This window comes from Streptomyces sp. NPDC017056 (genome assembly GCF_044332485.1).
Taxonomy (GTDB): Bacteria; Actinomycetota; Actinomycetes; order Streptomycetales; family Streptomycetaceae; genus Streptomyces.
Map to the genome: position 1 here is coordinate 133,021 of NZ_JBIRPD010000008.1, position 17,224 is coordinate 150,244.

Genomic DNA, 17,224 nt, shown 5'->3' on the forward strand with positions numbered 1-17,224 from the left:
TGGCCGTGTCCCTGTCCGTGTCCGTGGAAGGCGGGTGTGGTTCTGATGGCCGAACAGTTCGTCGGCTCCGGGTGGTCGTTCCCGCTGCGTATCGGGCCGACCGGCGGGATCGCGCTGGTCAGCGGCGAGCGGGAGATCGAGGAGGCGATCCGGCTGGTCCTGGCGACCGCGCCGGGCGAGCGGCCCATGCGGCCCGAGTTCGGCTGCGCCATCCACGACCTGGTGTTCGCGCCGGTCGACGAGCAGACCGCGGGCCGCATCCAGCACGAGGTGTACACCTCCCTGGACCGCTGGGAGCCGCGTATCGAGGTCACCGACGTCCAGGTGACCACCGGTACCGACCGCAGCGTCCTGTACATCGACATCCGCTACCAGATCCGCGGCACCAACAACCCGCGCAGCCTCGTCTTCCCCTTCTACGTCATCCCCTCCCACGAGGACGGCCCCGGCGGCGGCCGCTTGGACGACGGTTCCGGCAACTCCCCCGAAAGCGACCGCTGATGTCCCTGCCCTCCCCCAACCTCGACGACCGCCGCTTCCAGCAGTTCGTCGACGACGCCAAGCGCTACATCCAGCAGCGCGCGCCGGAATGGACCGACCACAACGTCTCCGACCCGGGCATCACCCTCGTCGAGACCGTCGCCCACATGGCCGACCAGATCGTCTACCGCCTCAACCGGGTCCCCGAGAAGAACCACCTGGCCTTCCTGGACCTCATCGGGGTCACCCTCTTTCCGCCGTCGGCGGCCCGTACGGACGTCACCTTCTGGCTGTCCGCGCCCCAGGAGGAGACCATTCCGGTGCCGGTCGGCACCGAAGTGGCGACGCTGCGCACGGAGCAGGAAGAGGCGGTGGTCTTCGCCACCGAGCGCGGACTGGCCATCGTGCCCTGCGCGATGGGCCGCCTGGTGGTGCAGCACCGGGGCGAGCCCGTGACGGACCGCACCGCCGCGCTGGCCGAAGGCACCGACGTACGGTGCTTCGCCGAAGCCCCCGCTCCCGGGGACTGCATGCTGATCGGACTGACGGCGGCCGTCCCGCACTGTGCCGTCGCCCTGGAACTCGACAGCCGGGTGGACGGCGTCGGCGTCGACCCGAGGCAGCCGCCGCTGGTGTGGGAGGCGTGGACCGAGGACGGCTGGCAGCCCTGCGACGTCGACCGCGACGGCACCGGCGGGCTCAACCGCGCCGGCGACGTCGTCCTGCACGTCCCCGGCGGCCACGTGCTGTCCCGCAACAGCGGGCACGAAGCGGGCTGGCTGCGCTGCCGGGTCACCGACCCCCTGCCGGGGCAGCCGTTCTACACCACGTCGCCGACCATCCGGTCCGCCGACGCCTGCACCATCGGCGGCACCACCGGCGTCGTCCACGCCACCACCGTGTACGACGAGGCGCTCGGCGAATCCAGCGGCCTGCCCGGACAGCGGCGGCGGCTCGCCCAGGCGCCCGTCGTCGGCGACGACCCGCCGCTGCTGCTCCAGACCGCCGAGCACGACGGGTGGCAGGACTGGCAGGTCGTCCCGCACTTCGCCGCGTCGCGGCCGGACGACCGCCACATCACCCTCGACGCCACGACCGGCGACATCGCCTTCGGCCCCGCCGTACGGGAAGCCGACGGCACCCTGCGCCAGTACGGCATGGTCGCCCCCAAGGGCGCGGTGATCCGCGCCCGCCGTTACCGCACCGGCGGCGGCCGTACCGGCAACGTCACCCGGGGCGCCATCCGGGTCCTGCGCACCTCCATCCCGTACGTCTCCGAAGTGGTCAACGGCGAAGCCGCGCGCGGCGGAGTCGACGGGGAGACCGTCGAGGAGGCCAAGGTGCGGGCGCCCGTCACGCTGCGCGCCCAGGAACGCGCCGTCACCCTGCGCGACTACGAGGAACTCGCCCGCCGGGCCGCGCCCGAGACCGCCCGCATCACCTGCCTGGAAGGCGAACGGGACGCGTACGGGTCCTACGCGGTGCGGGTGCTGGTCGTACCGCAGGCCGTTCCCGACCCCGGGGGCCGGCTCCGCTTCGAGCAGCTCGTCCCCGGCGACCGCCTGCTGGACCGCATCACCCGCCATCTCGACGAACGCCGCCTCATCGGCACCCGGCTCGCGGTCGGCCCGCCCTATTACCAGGGGGTCACGGTCGTCGCCACCGTCCACGCCTTCCGCGGCACCGACACCGACCGGGTACGCCGCCAGGCCCACGACGCCCTCTACCGTCACCTGGACCCGCTCACGGGCGGTGCGGAGGGCCGTGGCTGGCCCTTCGGCCGCCCGGTCCAGGCCGGTGAGGTCTTCGCCATCCTGCAACGCGTCCCCGGCGTGGAGTTGGTCGACGAGGTCGTCCTGCATCCCGCCGACCCGCTGACCGGTCAGCGCGGTGACCCGACCGACCGCATCGACCTCGAACCCCCGGCCCTGGTCTTCTCCTTCGACCACCGCGTACGGGTGATCGGGGACGCGACGTGAGGCGCACGACGTGCCCGGGAGGCCGCTCATGAGAGGCTCCGTCGACGGCCTGGGCTCCTCCGCCCCCATCGGCATGATGCTCCCGGCCGTCTTCGCCGACGACGAGCTGGCCCAGCGCTTCGTCGCGGGGCTCGACGACGTCCTCGCGCCGATCCTGAACGTGCTCGACTGCCTGGACTCCTACTTCGACCCCTCGCTCACCCCGGCCGACTTCGCCCGGTGGCTCGGCACCTGGGTGGGCGCCGAGACCGACGGCACCGAACCCGAGCCGCGGCTGCGCGCCGCCGTGGCCGCCGCGGTCGCCCTGCACCACGTCCGGGGCACCCGACGTGGCCTGTCGGAGGCCGTACGCCTCGCGTTCGGCGCCGAACCGGAGATCACGGAGAGCGGCGGCGCCGCCTGGAGCGCGCGCCCCCGCGGCGCCTTCCCCGGCAGCCCCCGCCCCCATCTGCACGTCGTCCTCCGGCTGCCCGACCCCACGCCGGCCGACACCCACCGCCTCGACACGCTCGTGGCCGCGGCCCGTCCGGCGCACATGCCCTACACCGTCACCGTGACCACCACCACGGTGCCCTCCATCGAAAGGACCTCGGAGACATGACCACGCCGGACTGCGGTGAGTGCGGCACCCGCGCGGAGCCGGGGCAGTCGTTCTGCGACGCCTGCGGAGCCGTCCTTCGCTGGGACTCTGCCGGTGGCCACGCCGGCTCCCCGGCGGTCGCCCAGGCCGGAGCCGCCCGTGGCGCCTCCGCACGCGCCGACGGCGCCGGCCCGGCCCCCGGCCCCGCCCCGGGCCCCGCAGTCGGCGTGCCGGCGGCCCCCGGCGCGTCCCGGTCCGCGTCCGGCTCCCCGGACCTGGAGGACACCGCCCCCGGCATCCCGCCGACCACGCCGCGCAACGACTCCCCTCCACACGCCCCCGGGGACGACCGCGCCCGTTCCCTCGTCGTACCCGTCCCGGAGCACGAGGCCGCCCCGGCCGCACCGGCGCCCGCCGTGGCCCCGGTCCTGCCCGGCCGCCCCGACACCGAACGGCCGCAGGTACGCGCCCCCGGACCGCAGGGGACGGCGCACGGCCCGCCCTGCTCCTGGTGCTCCACGCCGAACCACCCGGACCGCCACTTCTGCAACCGCTGCGCGATGCCCCTCGCCGAGAGCGGCGACGCTCCCGCACCCGGACGCCGCCCCTGGTGGCGCCGCCTTTTCGGGCCCGGAGGACAGGAGACCCCGTGGGCCGGCGACCGCCCCCGCCTGCGCCGTGCCTTCGACCGTGTCGGCACCTGGGTCACCCTCGCCGTCGCCGTGACGCTGGTCATTTTCGGGGTGCTGTACCTCCCCGACGGCATCGACGCCACGCGCGACCACTTCGCCAAGCGCGCTCCGGTCGAGCCGGACGAAATCCGGGCCTCCCGCTCCTATCCGGGCCACGAGCCGAAGCTGCTCTTCGACAAGCTCAACAACACCTGGTGGGGGCCGGGGGTGTCGCAGTCGGGCCAGGGCGAGTGGATCGAGGTGCGGTTCGCGCGTCCGGCGCGGCTGCTCGACGTCATCATCACGCCGGGCACGTCCACCCGCGCCGATCAGCTCGACAAGTCCGCCCTGCCGCACCGGGTCAAGGCGACGATCACGGAGAAGGACGGCCGTACCGAGACCCGCGACCTCACCTTGGACCCGGGCGCGGGCGGGCAGCGCCGCGCGTTCCGGGTCGGCGAGGTCACCAGGGTCCGCTTCACCGTGGAGTCGGCCCACGCCGCGTCCGCCGACAAGCAGGTGGCGATCGCCGAGATCGAGCTGTTCGGCCGGTCCGGCGGGGACCGGTCCTGAACGGTGACGAGCCGCGCGCCGCTCCCCGGGGAGCGGCGCGCGGCGAACACGGCGACGCGGCAAGAGGGTTCACCTACCGCGGCACCGGGCGGTCACAGCGGTCGCAACGGTCACAGGGGCATCTCGCGGAGCTGGCGGCGCGAGGAGATGCCCAGTTTGCGGTACACGTTGCGCAGATGTGTGTCGACGGTGCGGGGGCTGAGGAACAGCATCACCCCCACTTCCTTGGACGTCGCGCCGCCGGCCACCTTCCCGGCGATGAGCCGCTCCTGCGCGGTGAGCCGGCCCAACGGGTCCTCCCCGTGCCGGCGCGGCTGTTCGCCGGTGGCGCGCAGTTCGCGCGCCGCGCGCTCGGCGAAGGCGCGGGCACCGATACGCGACAGCATGTCGTGCGCCGCCCGCAGCTCGGCACGGGCCTCGGCCCGCCGGTTCGCACGGCGCAGCCACTCCCCGTACGTCAGCCGGGCGCGCGCGTGGAGCACCCGTACCCGTGTACGGGAGAAGTGGTCGATGGCCTGCCGGTACAGCGCGTCGCAGTCCTCGCCCCATTCGAGGAGTGCCTGTGCCTGCAGCCATTCGGCAACGGCCCACGGGACGGGATACGTGCGGGCCAGCGCCTCCAGGTGTTTCATGGCCACGGCCGCGTCCTCGCCGCGCCCGGCCCGCGCGGCGGCTTCGACCAGTTCGGTGTAGACGGCCCAGATCGAGTAGGACCCGGCCTGGTGCCGGCGCTGGGCCGTCAGCGCGGCGTCCAGAGCCGCTTCGTAGTTGCCGAGCCCGTTGTGCAGTACCGCCCTGGCGTAGTGTTCGCCGGCGGCTTCGAACGGCCGCCCGTCACGGCCCACCAGCTCCCGCAGCTCGGCGAACCGGTCCTCGTCACCGCGGAAACCGGTGAGGACGAGCTCGGGCCCCAGGAGGGGCACCGTGCCCGCCGCCTCGTCCACGGACCGAGCCTCGCTGAGGCTGACGGCCGCCTCGTCGAACCGGCCGGCGGACACCCTGGCGACCGCCTGGTACCGCAGCGCCTGCGGCAGCGAGGCCAGGGAGCCCTGGCCGCGCGCCAAGTCCACCTGGCCGTCCGCGATCTCCTCCATCGCCTCGTCGTCCCGCAGGTCGATGACGACCTGGCAGAGCAGGTTCATCCGCCACGGGCCCGACGAGCGGGCAGCCGTACGGTACGCCGTCACCGCGGCGCGCATCGCGGGCACCGCCTGCTCGGCGGGCAGCATGGACTGGTCCAGCAGGGCGTCGAGCAGCAGGTCGACCGGCCGGGCGTGCTCCCGCTGGGGCGCCCGCCTGCGGATCTGGGCGCCGAGCTCCTTGAGGAGGCCCGGGTGGTTGTCGTTGTACATGAACGACGCGAACGCTTCCAGGAAGGTCTCCCGCGCCCGTTCCGGAGCCAGCTCCGCGACGACGTCGACGAGCCTGGCGGTGGCCTCCGGGCCGTGGGAGAGCTGGTAGTCGATCCGTGCCCGCAGCAGGCGCGCCGTGGCGCGGCCCTCGTCGTCCGTCGGGCGCCGCTCCGCCCGGGTGACGAGGGCACGGGCCGCCTCGGGCGCCCCGGCCTGCAGCCGCAACTGGGCCGCGACGAGCAGCCGCCCGGCCTGGCGGGCACGAGCGGGAGTCAGCTGCGCCGCGCGCTCCATGAACGCGGCGGCCGCGGCGAACCCGCCGCGCAGACGCGCCCGGTCGGCGGACCGTTCCAGCTCGGCGGCGATCTCCTCGTCGGCGTCGATGACCGCGTGGGCCCGGTGCCACGCCCGGCGGTCGGGGCCGGTGCCCGGATCGGTCGCCTCCGCGAGGACACCGTGCACGCTCCGGCGCTTCTCGGGGGTGGCCGACGCGTAGACCGCGGAGCGCACCAGCGGGTGCCGGAAGCGCAACAGCGGTCCCAGGGTCAGGAGTCCGGCGTTCTCCGCGAGCGTGAGCTCCGCGGCGTCCAGGCCGAGGAGCCGCGCCGCGCGGCGCAGCAGGTCCAGATCGCCGACCGGCTCGGCCGCGGCGAGCACCACCAGCGTCCGCGTCGGGTCCGGCAACCGCTCGAAGCGGTGGACGAACTGCTCCTCCAGCGCGTCCACCACGCTGGCACGGAAACGCGGTGGGCCGGGGACCCCGAACGGTTGCGCGTGATGGGCGAACTCCAGCAGCGCCAGCGGGTTTCCGTGCGCCTCGGCCAGGATCCGGTCGATGACCTCGGCATCCAGCCCGACGTGCGTCGCCGCTCCCAGCAGGGTCCTGGCGTCCTCGTCCCCCAGGCCCGCGAGAGCCACGCGCGGCAGCTCGGCGAGTCCGGAGGGCGGGCCGACGTCGCGCGCGGCGAACACGACCGCGATCCGCTCGGAGGCCACCCTGCGGGCCACGAACACCAGCGCACGCCGCGAAGCGTCGTCGACCCACTGGGCGTCGTCCACCACGCAGCAGACAGGCCCGTCCTGCGCCGCCTCGTGCAGCAGCCCCAGGACGGCGAGGCCGACCGTCAACGGGTCGGGCGAGGTCTGCGCCGTCCCGAGGCCGAACACCGCCTCAAGCGCCCTTTGCTGCACCGCGGGAAGTTTCCGCCGGTGTTCGAGGACCGGGGCGCACAGCTGGTGCAGCGTCGCGTAGAGAAGGTCGCGTTCGAACTCCGTACCGGCGGCCCGCAGCACCGCGAATCCGTCCAGCGCCCCCACCACGGCGTCCACCAGCGCCGACTTGCCGATTCCCGCCTCCCCTGCCACCACAAGGGCCCCGCCACGCCCGGCGGCGGCCGAATTCACTAAGCGATCGAACTCACACCGTTCTGCATGTCTGGCCACGAGCTGCACCGGAACCGTCCTCCGACTCACCATTGCTAGAGGCTTTCTCACGATCTCGTTCGTAGGGGATCAGGTCTGCGCCCCGACCGGTGCCTTCCTGACTGCTCTCACGTCTGGGAGACGACGGGCACGGCCGACAGGTTCTCGGCCGGAAGCGACATTTGCGTTGCTTCGGCGTGTGGTGCGGGCTCCCGGCACCAGCCATAATTGAAGGCTCAATCACGTGACTCCGTCGAACCGGCCACCTTCCGGGGCCGCGTCGGGAGGAGAACCTCACATGAGCATCGCCCTCGTACGGAACCCAGGCGACGGACCGGAGTTCCGCTACTACAAGAGCGCGATCGAACAGGTCGTGTCGGACGCCGAGACGAACGGAACGGTCACCGTCATGCGGCTCACCGTGGGCCGCGCGGACGCGCCGCCCCTGCACAGCCACAGCCGGGAGGACGAGAGCTGGGTGGTCCTGGCCGGCCGCGTCCGGTTCTGGGTCGGGGCGGCCTCGCTCGGCGCGTGCGACGTACGCGACGCCGAGCCGGGCGCCTACGTCTACGGTCCCCGGTCAGTGCCCCACACCTTCCAAGCCATCACGCCGACCGCGGAAGTTCTCGTCATCAACAATCCCGGAGCCATCGAAGGCTACTTCCACTCGATCGGCCCCGCCGACGCGCGGAGCGACGCCGAACACACCGACATCCTCACGCAGTACGGAGTGACGCTCCTCGACAACCCGCCTCCCGCTTCGCCTCTTTAGCCGGAAGCACAAAGGGAGCACGGCATCTCTGGACGACCGTCGCATGCGCCGGGCCAGGACAGGAGCAACGCTGTCCGCATGCACATTCCAGCGAGTACGCGATACAGGACGAGTGGTGCCGTGGCCTTGGCATTCACCGCCTCTCTGCTGACAGCGACCACCGCGGCGGCCGCGTCGCCGCGGTGTGACACCGCACCCATCCAGAGGGCGTTGAAGGCACTGGAAGGAGTCGGCGCCTCAGGGATCAGTGTCACGGTGAAGAGTCCGCGCTGCGGTGTCCGCAACGCCGGCGTCGGACTCGCCGACCTCAGGACGGGCCGCAAGGCCGTCGGCAATGAGCACAGCCGTATCGCCAGCAACACCAAGACCTGGACGGCCACGGTCGTGCTCCAGCTCGTCGGCGAAGGCAGGATCGAGCTGGACGACACCGTGGACGACTACCTGCCCGGCCTCATACGCACCGGGCCTTACGACGGGCGCAACATCACCGTCCGGCAGCTCTTGCAGCACACCAGCGGACTGCCCGATTACCTGAGCGCGCCCTACTGGGAGGACCTGGACGCGCACCGGTGGGAGCACATGGAGCCCCTGGAGACGGTCAAGCAGGCGCTGGCCCTGCCGCCGCCCGACGACCGGACTCCCGACGGCTTCTCCTACTCCAACACCAACTACAACCTCGCCGGCCTGATCGTCACGAAGGTCACCGGCCGCGGCATCGGCACCGAGATCGAGCAGCGGATCATCAAGCGCCTCGGGCTGCGCGAGACGTACTGGCCCGGCGACCGGACCACACTCCCCAAGCCGGACATGCGAGGCTACGTGGACCGGAACGGGACCCTGGCGGACCGGACGGAATGGAACACTTCCGGGGCCGACGCGTCGGGTGCGCTGGTTTCCACCGGTGCCGACGCGACCGCTTTCTGGACCGCGCTGCTGGCCGGGAAGCTGCTGGGCCCGGCCCAGCTCGCCGAGATGAAACGGACCGTCGCGGACAGCTTCCCCGGCGAGCGCTACGGCCTGGGAGTCGAGCGCTACGAGCGCGCCCCGGGCTTCGTCACCTGGGGGCACAGCGGCCACATGGAGAGCGGCCACAAGTTCAGGAACGCCGTCACCGATGACGGCCGACGGGCCGTGACCCTGCTGATCGGCTCGGAGACCTTCGACTCGGACAAGGTGGACTCCATCGTCGGCGACCTCATCCGCGATCTCCGGTGACCTCGCCGAAGCCCGCCAGGGCCTTCAACTGGAGCCAGAGCACGAGCCGTTCGTCGGGGTCGCCGAGGTCGATGCCGAGTTGCAGGCCGACCTGCTTCAGGCGGTAGCGGCAGGTGTTGGGGTGGACGGAGAGCAGCTTCGCCGCGCCTGCCACGTCGCAGCCCGCGTCGAACCAGGACGCCAGGGTACGGGCGTAGTCGGTGCCGTGCTCGGCGTCCGCAGCCACCACCCGGCGCCAGGCGCCCGCCCTCAACTCCCGCCGGTCCCGCATCACTTCGGCGAGCCGCAGCAGCGTCACCCGGGGACGCAGCTCGTCGACCGTGGCCACCGGCAGCGCGTCGTGCAGCAGTCGCAGGACCGCGTCCGCGTCCGCCCGCGAGCCCGCCACACCGCCGAGGTCGGGTGTCACTCCGCCGAGTGCCGCCCGTACCGGCACGCGGAGCGACCGCTCGGCCCGGCGCACGATGTCCTCCGCCAACTGCCGGTGCCGCTGGTGGGCCGTCCTTCGTACGTCCTGCCCGCGCCCGCCGTGTTCGCCGGGCGCGGGCAGCAACGCGTACACCACCCCGTCCAGGAGCACGCACGCATGCCGCCCGTAGCGCACCTCGCACTGTAGGCGCACGACGTCCAGCAGCCTGAGGGAGGTCCGCTCGGCGTCCGGCACGCTCGCCGCGGAGTCCAGCACGAACGCGGCCACGCGGACCGCGTCCCAGCCCAGGCGGTGTGCCGCCGCCGAGGCGTCCGCCGAACCGTCCAGCAGGCGGCGTACCAGGTCGGTGTTCTGGTGGCGGGCCAGTTCCCTGGCCGCACGGGCGCGCAGCAGGAGCAGCGCCGCCGTGGAAGCGCCCTGGGCCAGGGTCTCCTCGGCGTCCGGCGCGAGCGTGCCGCCGTCGATCACCCAGACCGAGCCGAGAGTCTCCCCACCGGCCCGCACCGCGACGGCGAGCCGCGGCAGGTCGCCCGCGGTGAGCGGGGGCAGCCGCACCGGCCCGTCCGCGGCGCACACCAACCTGACCTGTTCCGAGTTGTCCACGCTGCCCGGGACCTGCAAACCGAGGATGCCTTGGCGGCGGTCCTCGTCGACCGGCTGTCCCGGCACGGTGGAGTAGGCCAGGATCCGCTGGCGCGGGTCCTCCACGGACGTCGCCCCGCCGGTCGCCGCCGCGATCGCGTCGGCCAGCGCGAACAGGTCCCCCAGCCCGGCGTCGTTGGCGGCACCGGCGCCGATCGCCGAGGCCAGCATCAGGTGCACGTGGTGCCAGGCGGCGTCCTCGTCGATGGCCAGCAGCGCCATGCCGTGCGCCTCGGCCTCGCCGACCGGCCCGTCCCCGCCCCGCACCACGACCCCGGCCATCCCGGCCTCCGCCGCGGCCCGCACCAGCGGACCGGCCGCGGCCGCCCGCACGCCGACCGCGAGCAGCAGGGCTCCGGGCGCGTCGGGCAGCGGGGCGTGCGCGTCGTACAGCAGCGCCTCGGTGACGGGGACGGCGGGGCCGGCGGGTGCGGTGTGCAGCCGCAGGGTCGGGCTGCCGACGGCGTCGATCAGGGCGCCGAGTGTGCAGGCGTCCATAGGTGCTCCTCACCGCGCCGGTGGAACGTACGGCCCGGCCGGCCCTCTCCACCATCCGCAGGGCCGGCCGTCGGCGCGCTTACAGTGTGATCCATTCCCTGGAGGTGGTGACCTCGTCGAGGACGTCGGACAGCGGCTCGACGCCGAGGCCGGGACCGGTGGGAACGTCGAGATGGCCGTCGCCGAGCACGAACGGCTCCGTGATGTCCGTGGCGAAGTAGCGGTGGGAGCCCGAGGTGTCGCCGGGGAGGTTGAAGCCGGGCAGGGCCGCCAGGGCGACGTTGGCGGCCCGGCCGATGCCTGTTTCCAGCATGCCGCCGCACCAGACGGCCACGCCGTGGGCGCGGGCGAGGTCGTGGATGCGACGGGCTTCGAGGTAGCCGCCGACCCGGGCCGGCTTGATGTTGATGACGGAACAGGCGCCGAGTGAGATGGCTGCCGCGGCGTCGGCGGCGGACTCGATGGACTCGTCCAGGCAGACCGGGGTCCGCAGCAGCCTGGCCAGTTCGGCGTGCTGGACCATGTCGTCGTTGGCGAGTGGCTGTTCGATCAGCAGGAGGCCGAAGTCGTCGAGTGCGGCGAGCTGCCGGGCGTCCGCCAGGGTGTAGGCGGCGTTGGCGTCGACCTGGAGGAGCAGATCGTCGCCGAAGCGCTCGCGTACGGCTCGTACGGGAGCCACGTCCCAGCCGGGCTCGATCTTCAGCTTGATCCGGACGTAGCCCTCGGCGAGGTACCCCGCCACGGCGTCGAGGAGTTCGGGCACCGAGTCCATGATCCCGACCGAGACGCCGCAGGGCACCCGGTCGCGGGCGGCCCCCAGGTAGGAGCCGAAGGACTCGCCGTCGCTGCGGAGCCGGGCGTCCAGCACCGCTGTCTCCAGTGCGGACTTCGCCATGCGGTGGCCGGTGAAGGGTTGCAGGGCCCGCCCCGCCGCGTGCACGTCCAGGCCGTCCTTCGGCAGGGCGGGGACGAGGAACCTGCGCAGGACGTCCTGGGCGCCGTCGACGTACTCCGAGCAGTAGCGGGGTTCGGACATGGCCGCGCACTCCCCCCACCCCTCGCCACCGTCGGAGGTGACGACGCGGACCAGCAGCACATCCCGGCTGGTCTCCACCCCGAAGGAGGTACGGAACGGGGCGACGAGCGGCATCGCGATCCGGCGCAGCTCGACACCGGAGATCTTCGGCTTCACGGCTGGGGGCTCCTTCGCAGACAGGCGGTCAGGCACGGGTGGTGGCGGGACGTTGGATCACGTAGCGGCGGCGTGCGTGGAAGCCGACGACCCGGGCGCCTTCGTCGAGCAGGCCGCCCAGGGTGTGCCGTACGGCCAGCCGCCAGGCACGGGCGGCGCCCGGATCGGTGCGGCGCAGGGCTTCGATGTCGTCGGGCAGGTCGACGAGCACGGTCTCCGCGTCGGTCGGCACCGTCTCGGGGCGGCCTTCGTGGTTGCGGAGGCCGTGGGCGGCGCCGGCGGGCAGCTCGGTCACCTCGGGCGGCGCGGGTGCGGCGAGGTCCCAGGCGGCCAGCACCCGGTCGGACTCGTCACCGCCGTTGATGACGTCGTTGATCGCGCCGTAGAAGCAGGTCAGGTACTCCTCCGGCCGAGCACCGAGTTTGACCAGGTTGAAGTAGGCGTTGCGGCGGACGAGCGGGTCGTAGGTCCAGGTGATACGCCTCAGCCGGCGGTCCTTCGCCCACCGCCGCTGGTGTGTTTTGAGGGCGAGTCCCACGCCACGCCCCATGACGGCACCGGTGATGTGTGAATGCAGACTGGTGCCCACGGGTTCGCCGAAGAAGGCGACGGACGCCCCCACCAGCCGGTCGCCCTCGTACGCTCCGGCCACGTAGTTGCCCGCGTGGGAGAGGGCCTGCATGAGCTCGGCCGTGATGGGCGGGTTGCCGGGTTCGGTGCCCCAGATGTCTGCGTAAAGAAGACTGACGGCGTCGAAGTCCTCCATGCGGTGCAGTTCCCTGATGGTGGGTTGCTTCATCGCACCGCTCCGACGAGGTGGGCCAGGAGCCGGGCGCGGGCCGGCATGGCGGCGGCGATGACGTGTTCGTGGTCGGCGTGCGCGCCGTCGCCCACCGCGCCGAGCCCGTCGAGTGTGGGGCACCCGGCCCCGGCGGTGTAGTTGCCGTCGGAGGCCCCGCCGACCGCCGCCTGCCGCAGCGGGCCGAGGCCGAGCCGTACGGCCTGTTCGTCGGCCAGGGCGAACAGTTCCCGGGAGGCGTCGGGGTCCAGGGGCGGCCGGTTGGGGCCGCCGTCGATCTGTACGCGGGCGCCGGGTGTCTGCGGTTCCAGGGCCTTGACGAGCCGGTCGACCGCTGCCTGCGCCGCGGCGTTCGGCACGCGGACGTCCACGCTCAGTGCGGCCTCCGCCGGAACGGTGTTGTTCGACGTGCCGGCCCGCATCATGGTGGGCGTGACGCTCGTCCCGGGCCCGGCGGAGGCCGTGACGGTGGCGGCGATGCCCGGCAGGGCGAGAAGTTGGTGGGCGAGTTCGGTGGCCGCGTTGACGCCCTTCTCCGGTTCCAGCCCGGAGTGGGCGGCGCGACCGTGCACGGTGATGTCGTAGAGGGACACGCCCTTGCGGCTGGTCTTCAAAGCTCCCCCGGGGGCGGAGGGCTCCAGAACGAAGGTGGCCGCGCACCGGCGGGCGGTGTCTTCGATCAGCGAGCGGGACGTGGCCGAGCCGGTCTCCTCGTCGCCGGTGACCAGGACGCAGAGGCCGTCGAGGGAGGGCAGCGAGGCCAGGGCGTGGAACATCTGGACCAGGCCGGCCTTCATGTCGAAGACCCCGGGGCCGCGGACGACGCCCTGCTCCACCGACCAGGGGTGGGTCTTGAGGGAGCCGGCCGGCCAGACGGTGTCGTGATGGCCCAACAACAGGATGCGCGGCGTTCCGAAGGTCCACTGCACGTGGGTGACGCCTTCGGTCGTCAGCGTTCGGGGCGAGGCGCCGAGCAGGCGGCCGCCCTGCGCGGCGACCACCTGGGCGCTGCGGGCCACGGCCTCATAGTCGGCCGAGTAGGACTCGCAGGTCACCAGTTCTTCGAGGTCGGCGAGCATGGCGTCCAAGGCCGGCGCTTGCTCCGCTCGCGCTTGCGCGGACAGGCGTGCGGGGTCGTGCGGCACGGGTGAGTCCTCCGTGGGATGTCGGGCGTGAGGTGCCGGGCGTGAGATGCGGGGGGGGGAGGTGTGGGCGTGTGGTGTCGGGCGGCCCCGGCAGGGACCGGTGTGACGACAGAGGCGTTGGCGGGCCCCGTCAGCCCATGTGCTCGCCCATGAGCCGCCGCAGATTCCCGCCGAGCACCTTCAGGACGTCCTCCTCGGACAGTCCCCGGCGGACCAGCGACTCGGTGACCAGCGGCATACCGGCCGGGCCTTCCAGGCCGGGGAAGGCGAACCGGGGATCCTCGTCGTCGGCGTCTTCGCAGCAGGGCGGAGTCACGTCCGCGACGACCTCGCGGAGGAAGTCCGACCCGAGGCCGACGTGGTCGATCCCGGCCACGGAGACGACATGCTCGATGTGGTCGACGACCCGGTCGGCGCTCACCTTCGACTCGTCGTCGGTGAGGAAGTCCGGGACGAAGTTGACGCAGACCACGCCGCCCGTACCGGCCACACCGCGGATCTGGTCGTCGGTGAGATTGCGGTGGTGATCCCGCAGGGCGCGGGCGCAGGAGTGAGTGGCGATCAGCGGGCGCGTGGCGAGCTCCAGGACATGGGTGACGCCGCTCGCCCCCAGGTGGGAGATGTCGAAGAGCATGCCCAGGCGTTCCATCTCGTACAGCGCGTGAACGCCGGCGGTGGTCAGCCGGCTGCCGGTGGCGTCCTCCCGGCTGCCGTCCGCGAGCGGCGTGCGCCCCCAGTGGGCGATCGAGGCGATCCGCACACCGAGCCGGAACAGGGTGGAGAACAGTTCGACGGAGGCGTCGATGCCCGGCGCGCTCTCCAGAGCGAGCACGAGGGCGATCTTGCCCTCGGCGAGGGCGGCCTCGATGCCGGCGCCGTTGGCGCACAGGGCGACCTCTCCGGCGTTGGCCTCGGCGAGAACGTGGGCGCACTCGATCATGCGGAGGGTCTGCCGGAGTGCCCCCTCGGGGCGGTACTGCTCGTCGATGAACACCGGCAGGACCTGGATGTCGATACCGCCCTCGCGCAGCTGCGGCAGCCACCGGTTGCGGAAGAAGCCGCCCCAGCGTTCCGGGGAGCGGGCGGCAACGGCCATGAGGAGGTCGTTGTGGGCATCGGCGACGACGGCGCGGCGGTGCAGGTCCAAAGACACGGCGGAGCCTTTCGCAGGGAAGGGGACGGACGAGGCCCGGCGGCCGCAGCGTACGTACGGCGAGCTGCCGGGATCTTGGTCCCGGAGCACAAACCAACGGGCCGCTCCTTGGCCTGACGGCCAATCCACCTAAACTTGCGCGCCACGCATATTTGCGTAACGCGCACAATTTGCTACCGTCGCCCCATGGGACTGCGAGAACGCAAGAAGGCCGAGACCCGTGCCGCGCTCAGCTGGGCGGCGATACGGCTGACCGTCGAGCGCGGGCTCGACAGCGTCCGGGTCGAGGACATCGCCGAGGCGGCAGGCGTCTCGCCGCGCACGTTCAACAACTACTTCTCCAGCAAGGGCGAGGCGATCGCCACCCACCACCTCGACCGCTGCCTGCGCATCGCGGAAACGCTGCGCGAACCCACGGCGGAGCCGCTGTGGGACGCGATCACCCGCGCGGTGCTGGCGCAGTTCCCACCGAACGCCGCGGCGGCCCCCCACCCGGCACCCGACGCGGCGAAGTGGACAGCGGGCGTGCGCGTGATGGTCACCGAACCGGCCCTGCAAGGCGAGTTGCTGCGGGCCGGAGCCATCGCCGAGGCCGAGATCGCCGCGGCCGTCGCCGGCCGCACCGGCACCGACCTCGAACAGGACCTGTACCCGCACCTCGTCGCCTCCGCGGTCATGGCCGCGATCAACACCGCCATGGCCCACCACCTCCGCACCGAACCGCCGGTACCGGCAGGGCGCCTGCTCGCAGAGGCCCTCGTCCGGATCACGGCGGGGCTGCCCACCCCCTGACCGCCGAGGAACCCACCGTGATCGATGTCGTCATCGCAGGCGCCGGCCCCAACGGCTTGATGCTGGCCTGCGAACTCGCCCTGGCCGGCGCCCGCCCGCTCGTCCTGGAACGCCTCACCGAACCCACCACCGAGCAGCGCGCGAACGGCCTCGTCGGCCAGGTCGTCCGCATGCTCGACCGGCGCGGCCTGTACGAGCGGCTGACCGCGCCCGGTGCGATACCCGAACCGGCACCCGCCTTCGTGTTCGGCGCGTTCCCTCTGGACCTGAACGACCTGCCGGACAACCCCCTCTACACGTTGATGGTGCCGCAGCTCCGGATCCAGCACATGCTTGCCGAGCGCGCCGCCGAACTGGGCGTCGAAGTCCGCCGCGGGCACGAGGTCACCGGCCTCGCGCAGGGCGAGAAGTCGGTGACGGTCGAGCTGCGCGGGCGGGCGCCGGTCGAAGCGGCGTTCCTGGTCGGCGCCGACGGCGGGCACAGTACGGTACGCAAGCTCACCGGCATCGAGTTCCCGGGCGTGACCGCGGACGACTCGGTATCGCTCACCGGACATGTGAGCGTGCCGCCGGACCTGGTTGGCGCCGACGGCGGCCTGACCGTACCCGGTTTCGGCGTCGTACCGCCGTTCCGGCACCTGCGCACGGAACGCGGCCTGATCACCTGGGGGCCGTTCCCGGACGGCGCCCCCCTGATCACCACGGTGGAGTGGGGCCGGCCGGCCGAGGGCGCGGCCTCGCTCGACGAGCTGCGGGCCGGCGCCTCCCGGGTGCTCGGCGTGGACGTACCGCTCGCCCCGCCCACCGGGCCTGGACCCCACCTGATGAGGCGGTTGTTCGGCGGCAACACCAGGATCGCGGCGCGGTACCGCGCGGGCCGCGTGTTCCTGCTCGGGGACGCCGCGCACGTGCACTCGGCGATCGGCGGCCCTGGGCTCAACATGGGCTTGCAGGACGCGGTGAACCTGGGCTGGAAGTTGGCATCCGAGCTGCGCGGCCACGCGCCGGAAGGGCTGCTGGACACCTACGAATCGGAGCGGGCCCCGGTGGCGCGCCGGGTCGCCATGCACACCCAGGCACAGTCGCTGCTCACGCGCCCGGGCGGCGATGTGACGGCGTTGCGCGAACTGTTCGGCGAACTGCTCGCCCAGCCCACGGCCCGGCGGCACATCGCGCATCTGCTGGCCGGCGCGGACATCACCTACGACATGGGCCCGGCGACCGGGCCGCTCGTCGGCCGATGGGCACCGGACCTGCCGGGCCTGCGCGAACTGACCCGCACCGGCCGCCCACTCCTCCTGGACCCCACCGGCACCCTCGACGCGGGAGCCTGGGCACCCCACATCGACACCGTGACCGCCCCGGCCCTCGACACCGCACTGCTCCTCCGCCCCGACTGCTACGTCGCCTGGCAAGGCACCACGGACGACGGCCTGCACGAAGCACTGGGCACCTGGTTCAGGGCGGCGCAGTCCTAGGCTGTGTATTCCTGTTGTGATCTGGAGTTCGCCGGTCAGTTGTCCACGCGT

The 17,224-nt window shown here is 72.8% G+C and carries 14 protein-coding genes; 8 read left to right on the forward strand and 6 right to left on the reverse strand.

Annotated features, from left to right (window positions below; genetic code table 11):
* Positions 1 to 45 precede the first annotated feature (45 nt).
* Genes ACH4OW_RS16625 through ACH4OW_RS16640 form a run of 4 tightly spaced genes read left to right on the forward strand, consistent with a single transcriptional unit; the run spans position 46 to position 4,283 of the window.
* Positions 46 to 501: a GPW/gp25 family protein gene (locus tag ACH4OW_RS16625; RefSeq protein WP_360136512.1), complete on the forward strand. Its 456-nt coding sequence runs from the start codon at positions 46 to 48 to the stop codon at positions 499 to 501.
* The gene (locus ACH4OW_RS16630) at positions 501 to 2,459 is read left to right on the forward strand and encodes a putative baseplate assembly protein (RefSeq protein WP_398028367.1); all 1,959 of its coding nucleotides are present in this window, start codon (positions 501 to 503) and stop codon (positions 2,457 to 2,459) included. Before ACH4OW_RS16625 ends, ACH4OW_RS16630 begins: the two co-directional genes overlap by 1 nt.
* Before the next feature lie 28 nt (positions 2,460 to 2,487).
* The gene (locus ACH4OW_RS16635) at positions 2,488 to 3,060 is read left to right on the forward strand and encodes a phage tail protein (protein ID WP_398028369.1); all 573 of its coding nucleotides are present in this window, start codon (positions 2,488 to 2,490) and stop codon (positions 3,058 to 3,060) included.
* Positions 3,057 to 4,283 (forward strand): NADase-type glycan-binding domain-containing protein, encoded by a 1,227-nt coding sequence (locus tag ACH4OW_RS16640; protein WP_398028371.1) that lies wholly within the window; start codon positions 3,057 to 3,059, stop codon positions 4,281 to 4,283. The genes ACH4OW_RS16635 and ACH4OW_RS16640 overlap by 4 nt, the downstream gene beginning before the upstream one ends.
* Positions 4,284 to 4,393: 110 nt before the next feature.
* Here the strand turns inward: ACH4OW_RS16640 and ACH4OW_RS16645 are convergent, their stop codons facing one another.
* The gene (locus tag ACH4OW_RS16645) at positions 4,394 to 7,111 is read right to left on the reverse strand and encodes an AAA family ATPase (RefSeq protein ID WP_398028373.1); all 2,718 of its coding nucleotides are present in this window, start codon (positions 7,109 to 7,111) and stop codon (positions 4,394 to 4,396) included.
* 244 nt (positions 7,112 to 7,355) lie between these two features.
* On the opposite strand from ACH4OW_RS16645, the gene ACH4OW_RS16650 reads away from it, so the two are divergent.
* Together ACH4OW_RS16650 and ACH4OW_RS16655 are read left to right on the forward strand one after the other, a co-directional pair.
* The gene (locus ACH4OW_RS16650; RefSeq protein WP_398028375.1) at positions 7,356 to 7,829 is read left to right on the forward strand and encodes a cupin domain-containing protein; all 474 of its coding nucleotides are present in this window, start codon (positions 7,356 to 7,358) and stop codon (positions 7,827 to 7,829) included.
* Between the two features lie 210 nt (positions 7,830 to 8,039).
* Positions 8,040 to 9,044 carry a serine hydrolase domain-containing protein gene (locus tag ACH4OW_RS16655; RefSeq protein WP_360136518.1) on the forward strand — a complete coding sequence of 335 codons (1,005 nt, stop codon included), beginning with the start codon at positions 8,040 to 8,042 and terminating at the stop codon, positions 9,042 to 9,044.
* Here ACH4OW_RS16655 and ACH4OW_RS16660 read toward each other — a convergent pair.
* The 5 genes from ACH4OW_RS16660 to ACH4OW_RS16680 form a co-directional block, all read right to left on the reverse strand.
* On the reverse strand, positions 9,025 to 10,614 hold the full coding sequence (locus ACH4OW_RS16660; RefSeq protein ID WP_398028377.1) for a PucR family transcriptional regulator: 1,590 nt from the start codon (positions 10,612 to 10,614) through the stop codon (positions 9,025 to 9,027). The genes ACH4OW_RS16655 and ACH4OW_RS16660 overlap by 20 nt on opposite strands.
* A gap of 79 nt (positions 10,615 to 10,693) precedes the next feature.
* Positions 10,694 to 11,806 carry an o-succinylbenzoate synthase gene (gene menC, locus ACH4OW_RS16665; protein WP_398028379.1) on the reverse strand — a complete coding sequence of 371 codons (1,113 nt, stop codon included), beginning with the start codon at positions 11,804 to 11,806 and terminating at the stop codon, positions 10,694 to 10,696.
* Between the two features lie 28 nt (positions 11,807 to 11,834).
* A complete protein-coding gene (locus ACH4OW_RS16670; RefSeq protein WP_398028381.1) occupies positions 11,835 to 12,605 on the reverse strand; it encodes a GNAT family N-acetyltransferase in 771 nt (256 codons plus the stop codon).
* Entirely contained in the window at positions 12,602 to 13,684 is a 1,083-nt protein-coding gene (locus ACH4OW_RS16675; RefSeq protein ID WP_398028672.1) for a M20 family metallopeptidase, read from the reverse strand. Before ACH4OW_RS16675 ends, ACH4OW_RS16670 begins: the two co-directional genes overlap by 4 nt.
* Positions 13,685 to 13,880: 196 nt before the next feature.
* A complete protein-coding gene (locus ACH4OW_RS16680; protein ID WP_360136522.1) occupies positions 13,881 to 14,903 on the reverse strand; it encodes a membrane dipeptidase in 1,023 nt (340 codons plus the stop codon).
* Positions 14,904 to 15,089: 186 nt separating this feature from the next.
* Here ACH4OW_RS16680 and ACH4OW_RS16685 point away from each other — a divergent pair, with 186 nt between their 5' ends.
* Both ACH4OW_RS16685 and ACH4OW_RS16690 read left to right on the forward strand, forming a co-directional pair.
* On the forward strand, positions 15,090 to 15,695 hold the full coding sequence (locus ACH4OW_RS16685) for a TetR family transcriptional regulator (protein WP_360136523.1): 606 nt from the start codon (positions 15,090 to 15,092) through the stop codon (positions 15,693 to 15,695).
* Between the two features lie 17 nt (positions 15,696 to 15,712).
* Positions 15,713 to 17,173, forward strand: a complete 1,461-nt coding sequence (locus ACH4OW_RS16690) for an FAD-dependent monooxygenase (protein WP_398028384.1) — start codon at positions 15,713 to 15,715, stop codon at positions 17,171 to 17,173.
* Positions 17,174 to 17,224 lie beyond the last annotated feature (51 nt).

Excerpts from the sequence above, each read along its gene's own strand:
- ACH4OW_RS16625 (WP_360136512.1), top strand. The coding sequence starts at position 46 with ATGGCCGAACAGTTCGTCGGCTCCGGGTGGTCGTTCCCGCTGCGTATC.
- ACH4OW_RS16630 (WP_398028367.1), top strand. The coding sequence starts at position 501 with ATGTCCCTGCCCTCCCCCAACCTCGACGACCGCCGCTTCCAGCAGTTC.
- ACH4OW_RS16635 (WP_398028369.1), top strand. The coding sequence starts at position 2,488 with ATGAGAGGCTCCGTCGACGGCCTGGGCTCCTCCGCCCCCATCGGCATG.
- ACH4OW_RS16640 (WP_398028371.1), top strand. The coding sequence starts at position 3,057 with ATGACCACGCCGGACTGCGGTGAGTGCGGCACCCGCGCGGAGCCGGGG.
- ACH4OW_RS16645 (WP_398028373.1), bottom strand. The coding sequence starts at position 7,111 with ATGGTGAGTCGGAGGACGGTTCCGGTGCAGCTCGTGGCCAGACATGCA.
- ACH4OW_RS16650 (WP_398028375.1), top strand. The coding sequence starts at position 7,356 with ATGAGCATCGCCCTCGTACGGAACCCAGGCGACGGACCGGAGTTCCGC.
- ACH4OW_RS16660 (WP_398028377.1), bottom strand. The coding sequence starts at position 10,614 with ATGGACGCCTGCACACTCGGCGCCCTGATCGACGCCGTCGGCAGCCCG.
- ACH4OW_RS16670 (WP_398028381.1), bottom strand. The coding sequence starts at position 12,605 with ATGAAGCAACCCACCATCAGGGAACTGCACCGCATGGAGGACTTCGAC.
- ACH4OW_RS16675 (WP_398028672.1), bottom strand. The coding sequence starts at position 13,684 with ATGCTCGCCGACCTCGAAGAACTGGTGACCTGCGAGTCCTACTCGGCC.
- ACH4OW_RS16685 (WP_360136523.1), top strand. The coding sequence starts at position 15,090 with ATGGGACTGCGAGAACGCAAGAAGGCCGAGACCCGTGCCGCGCTCAGC.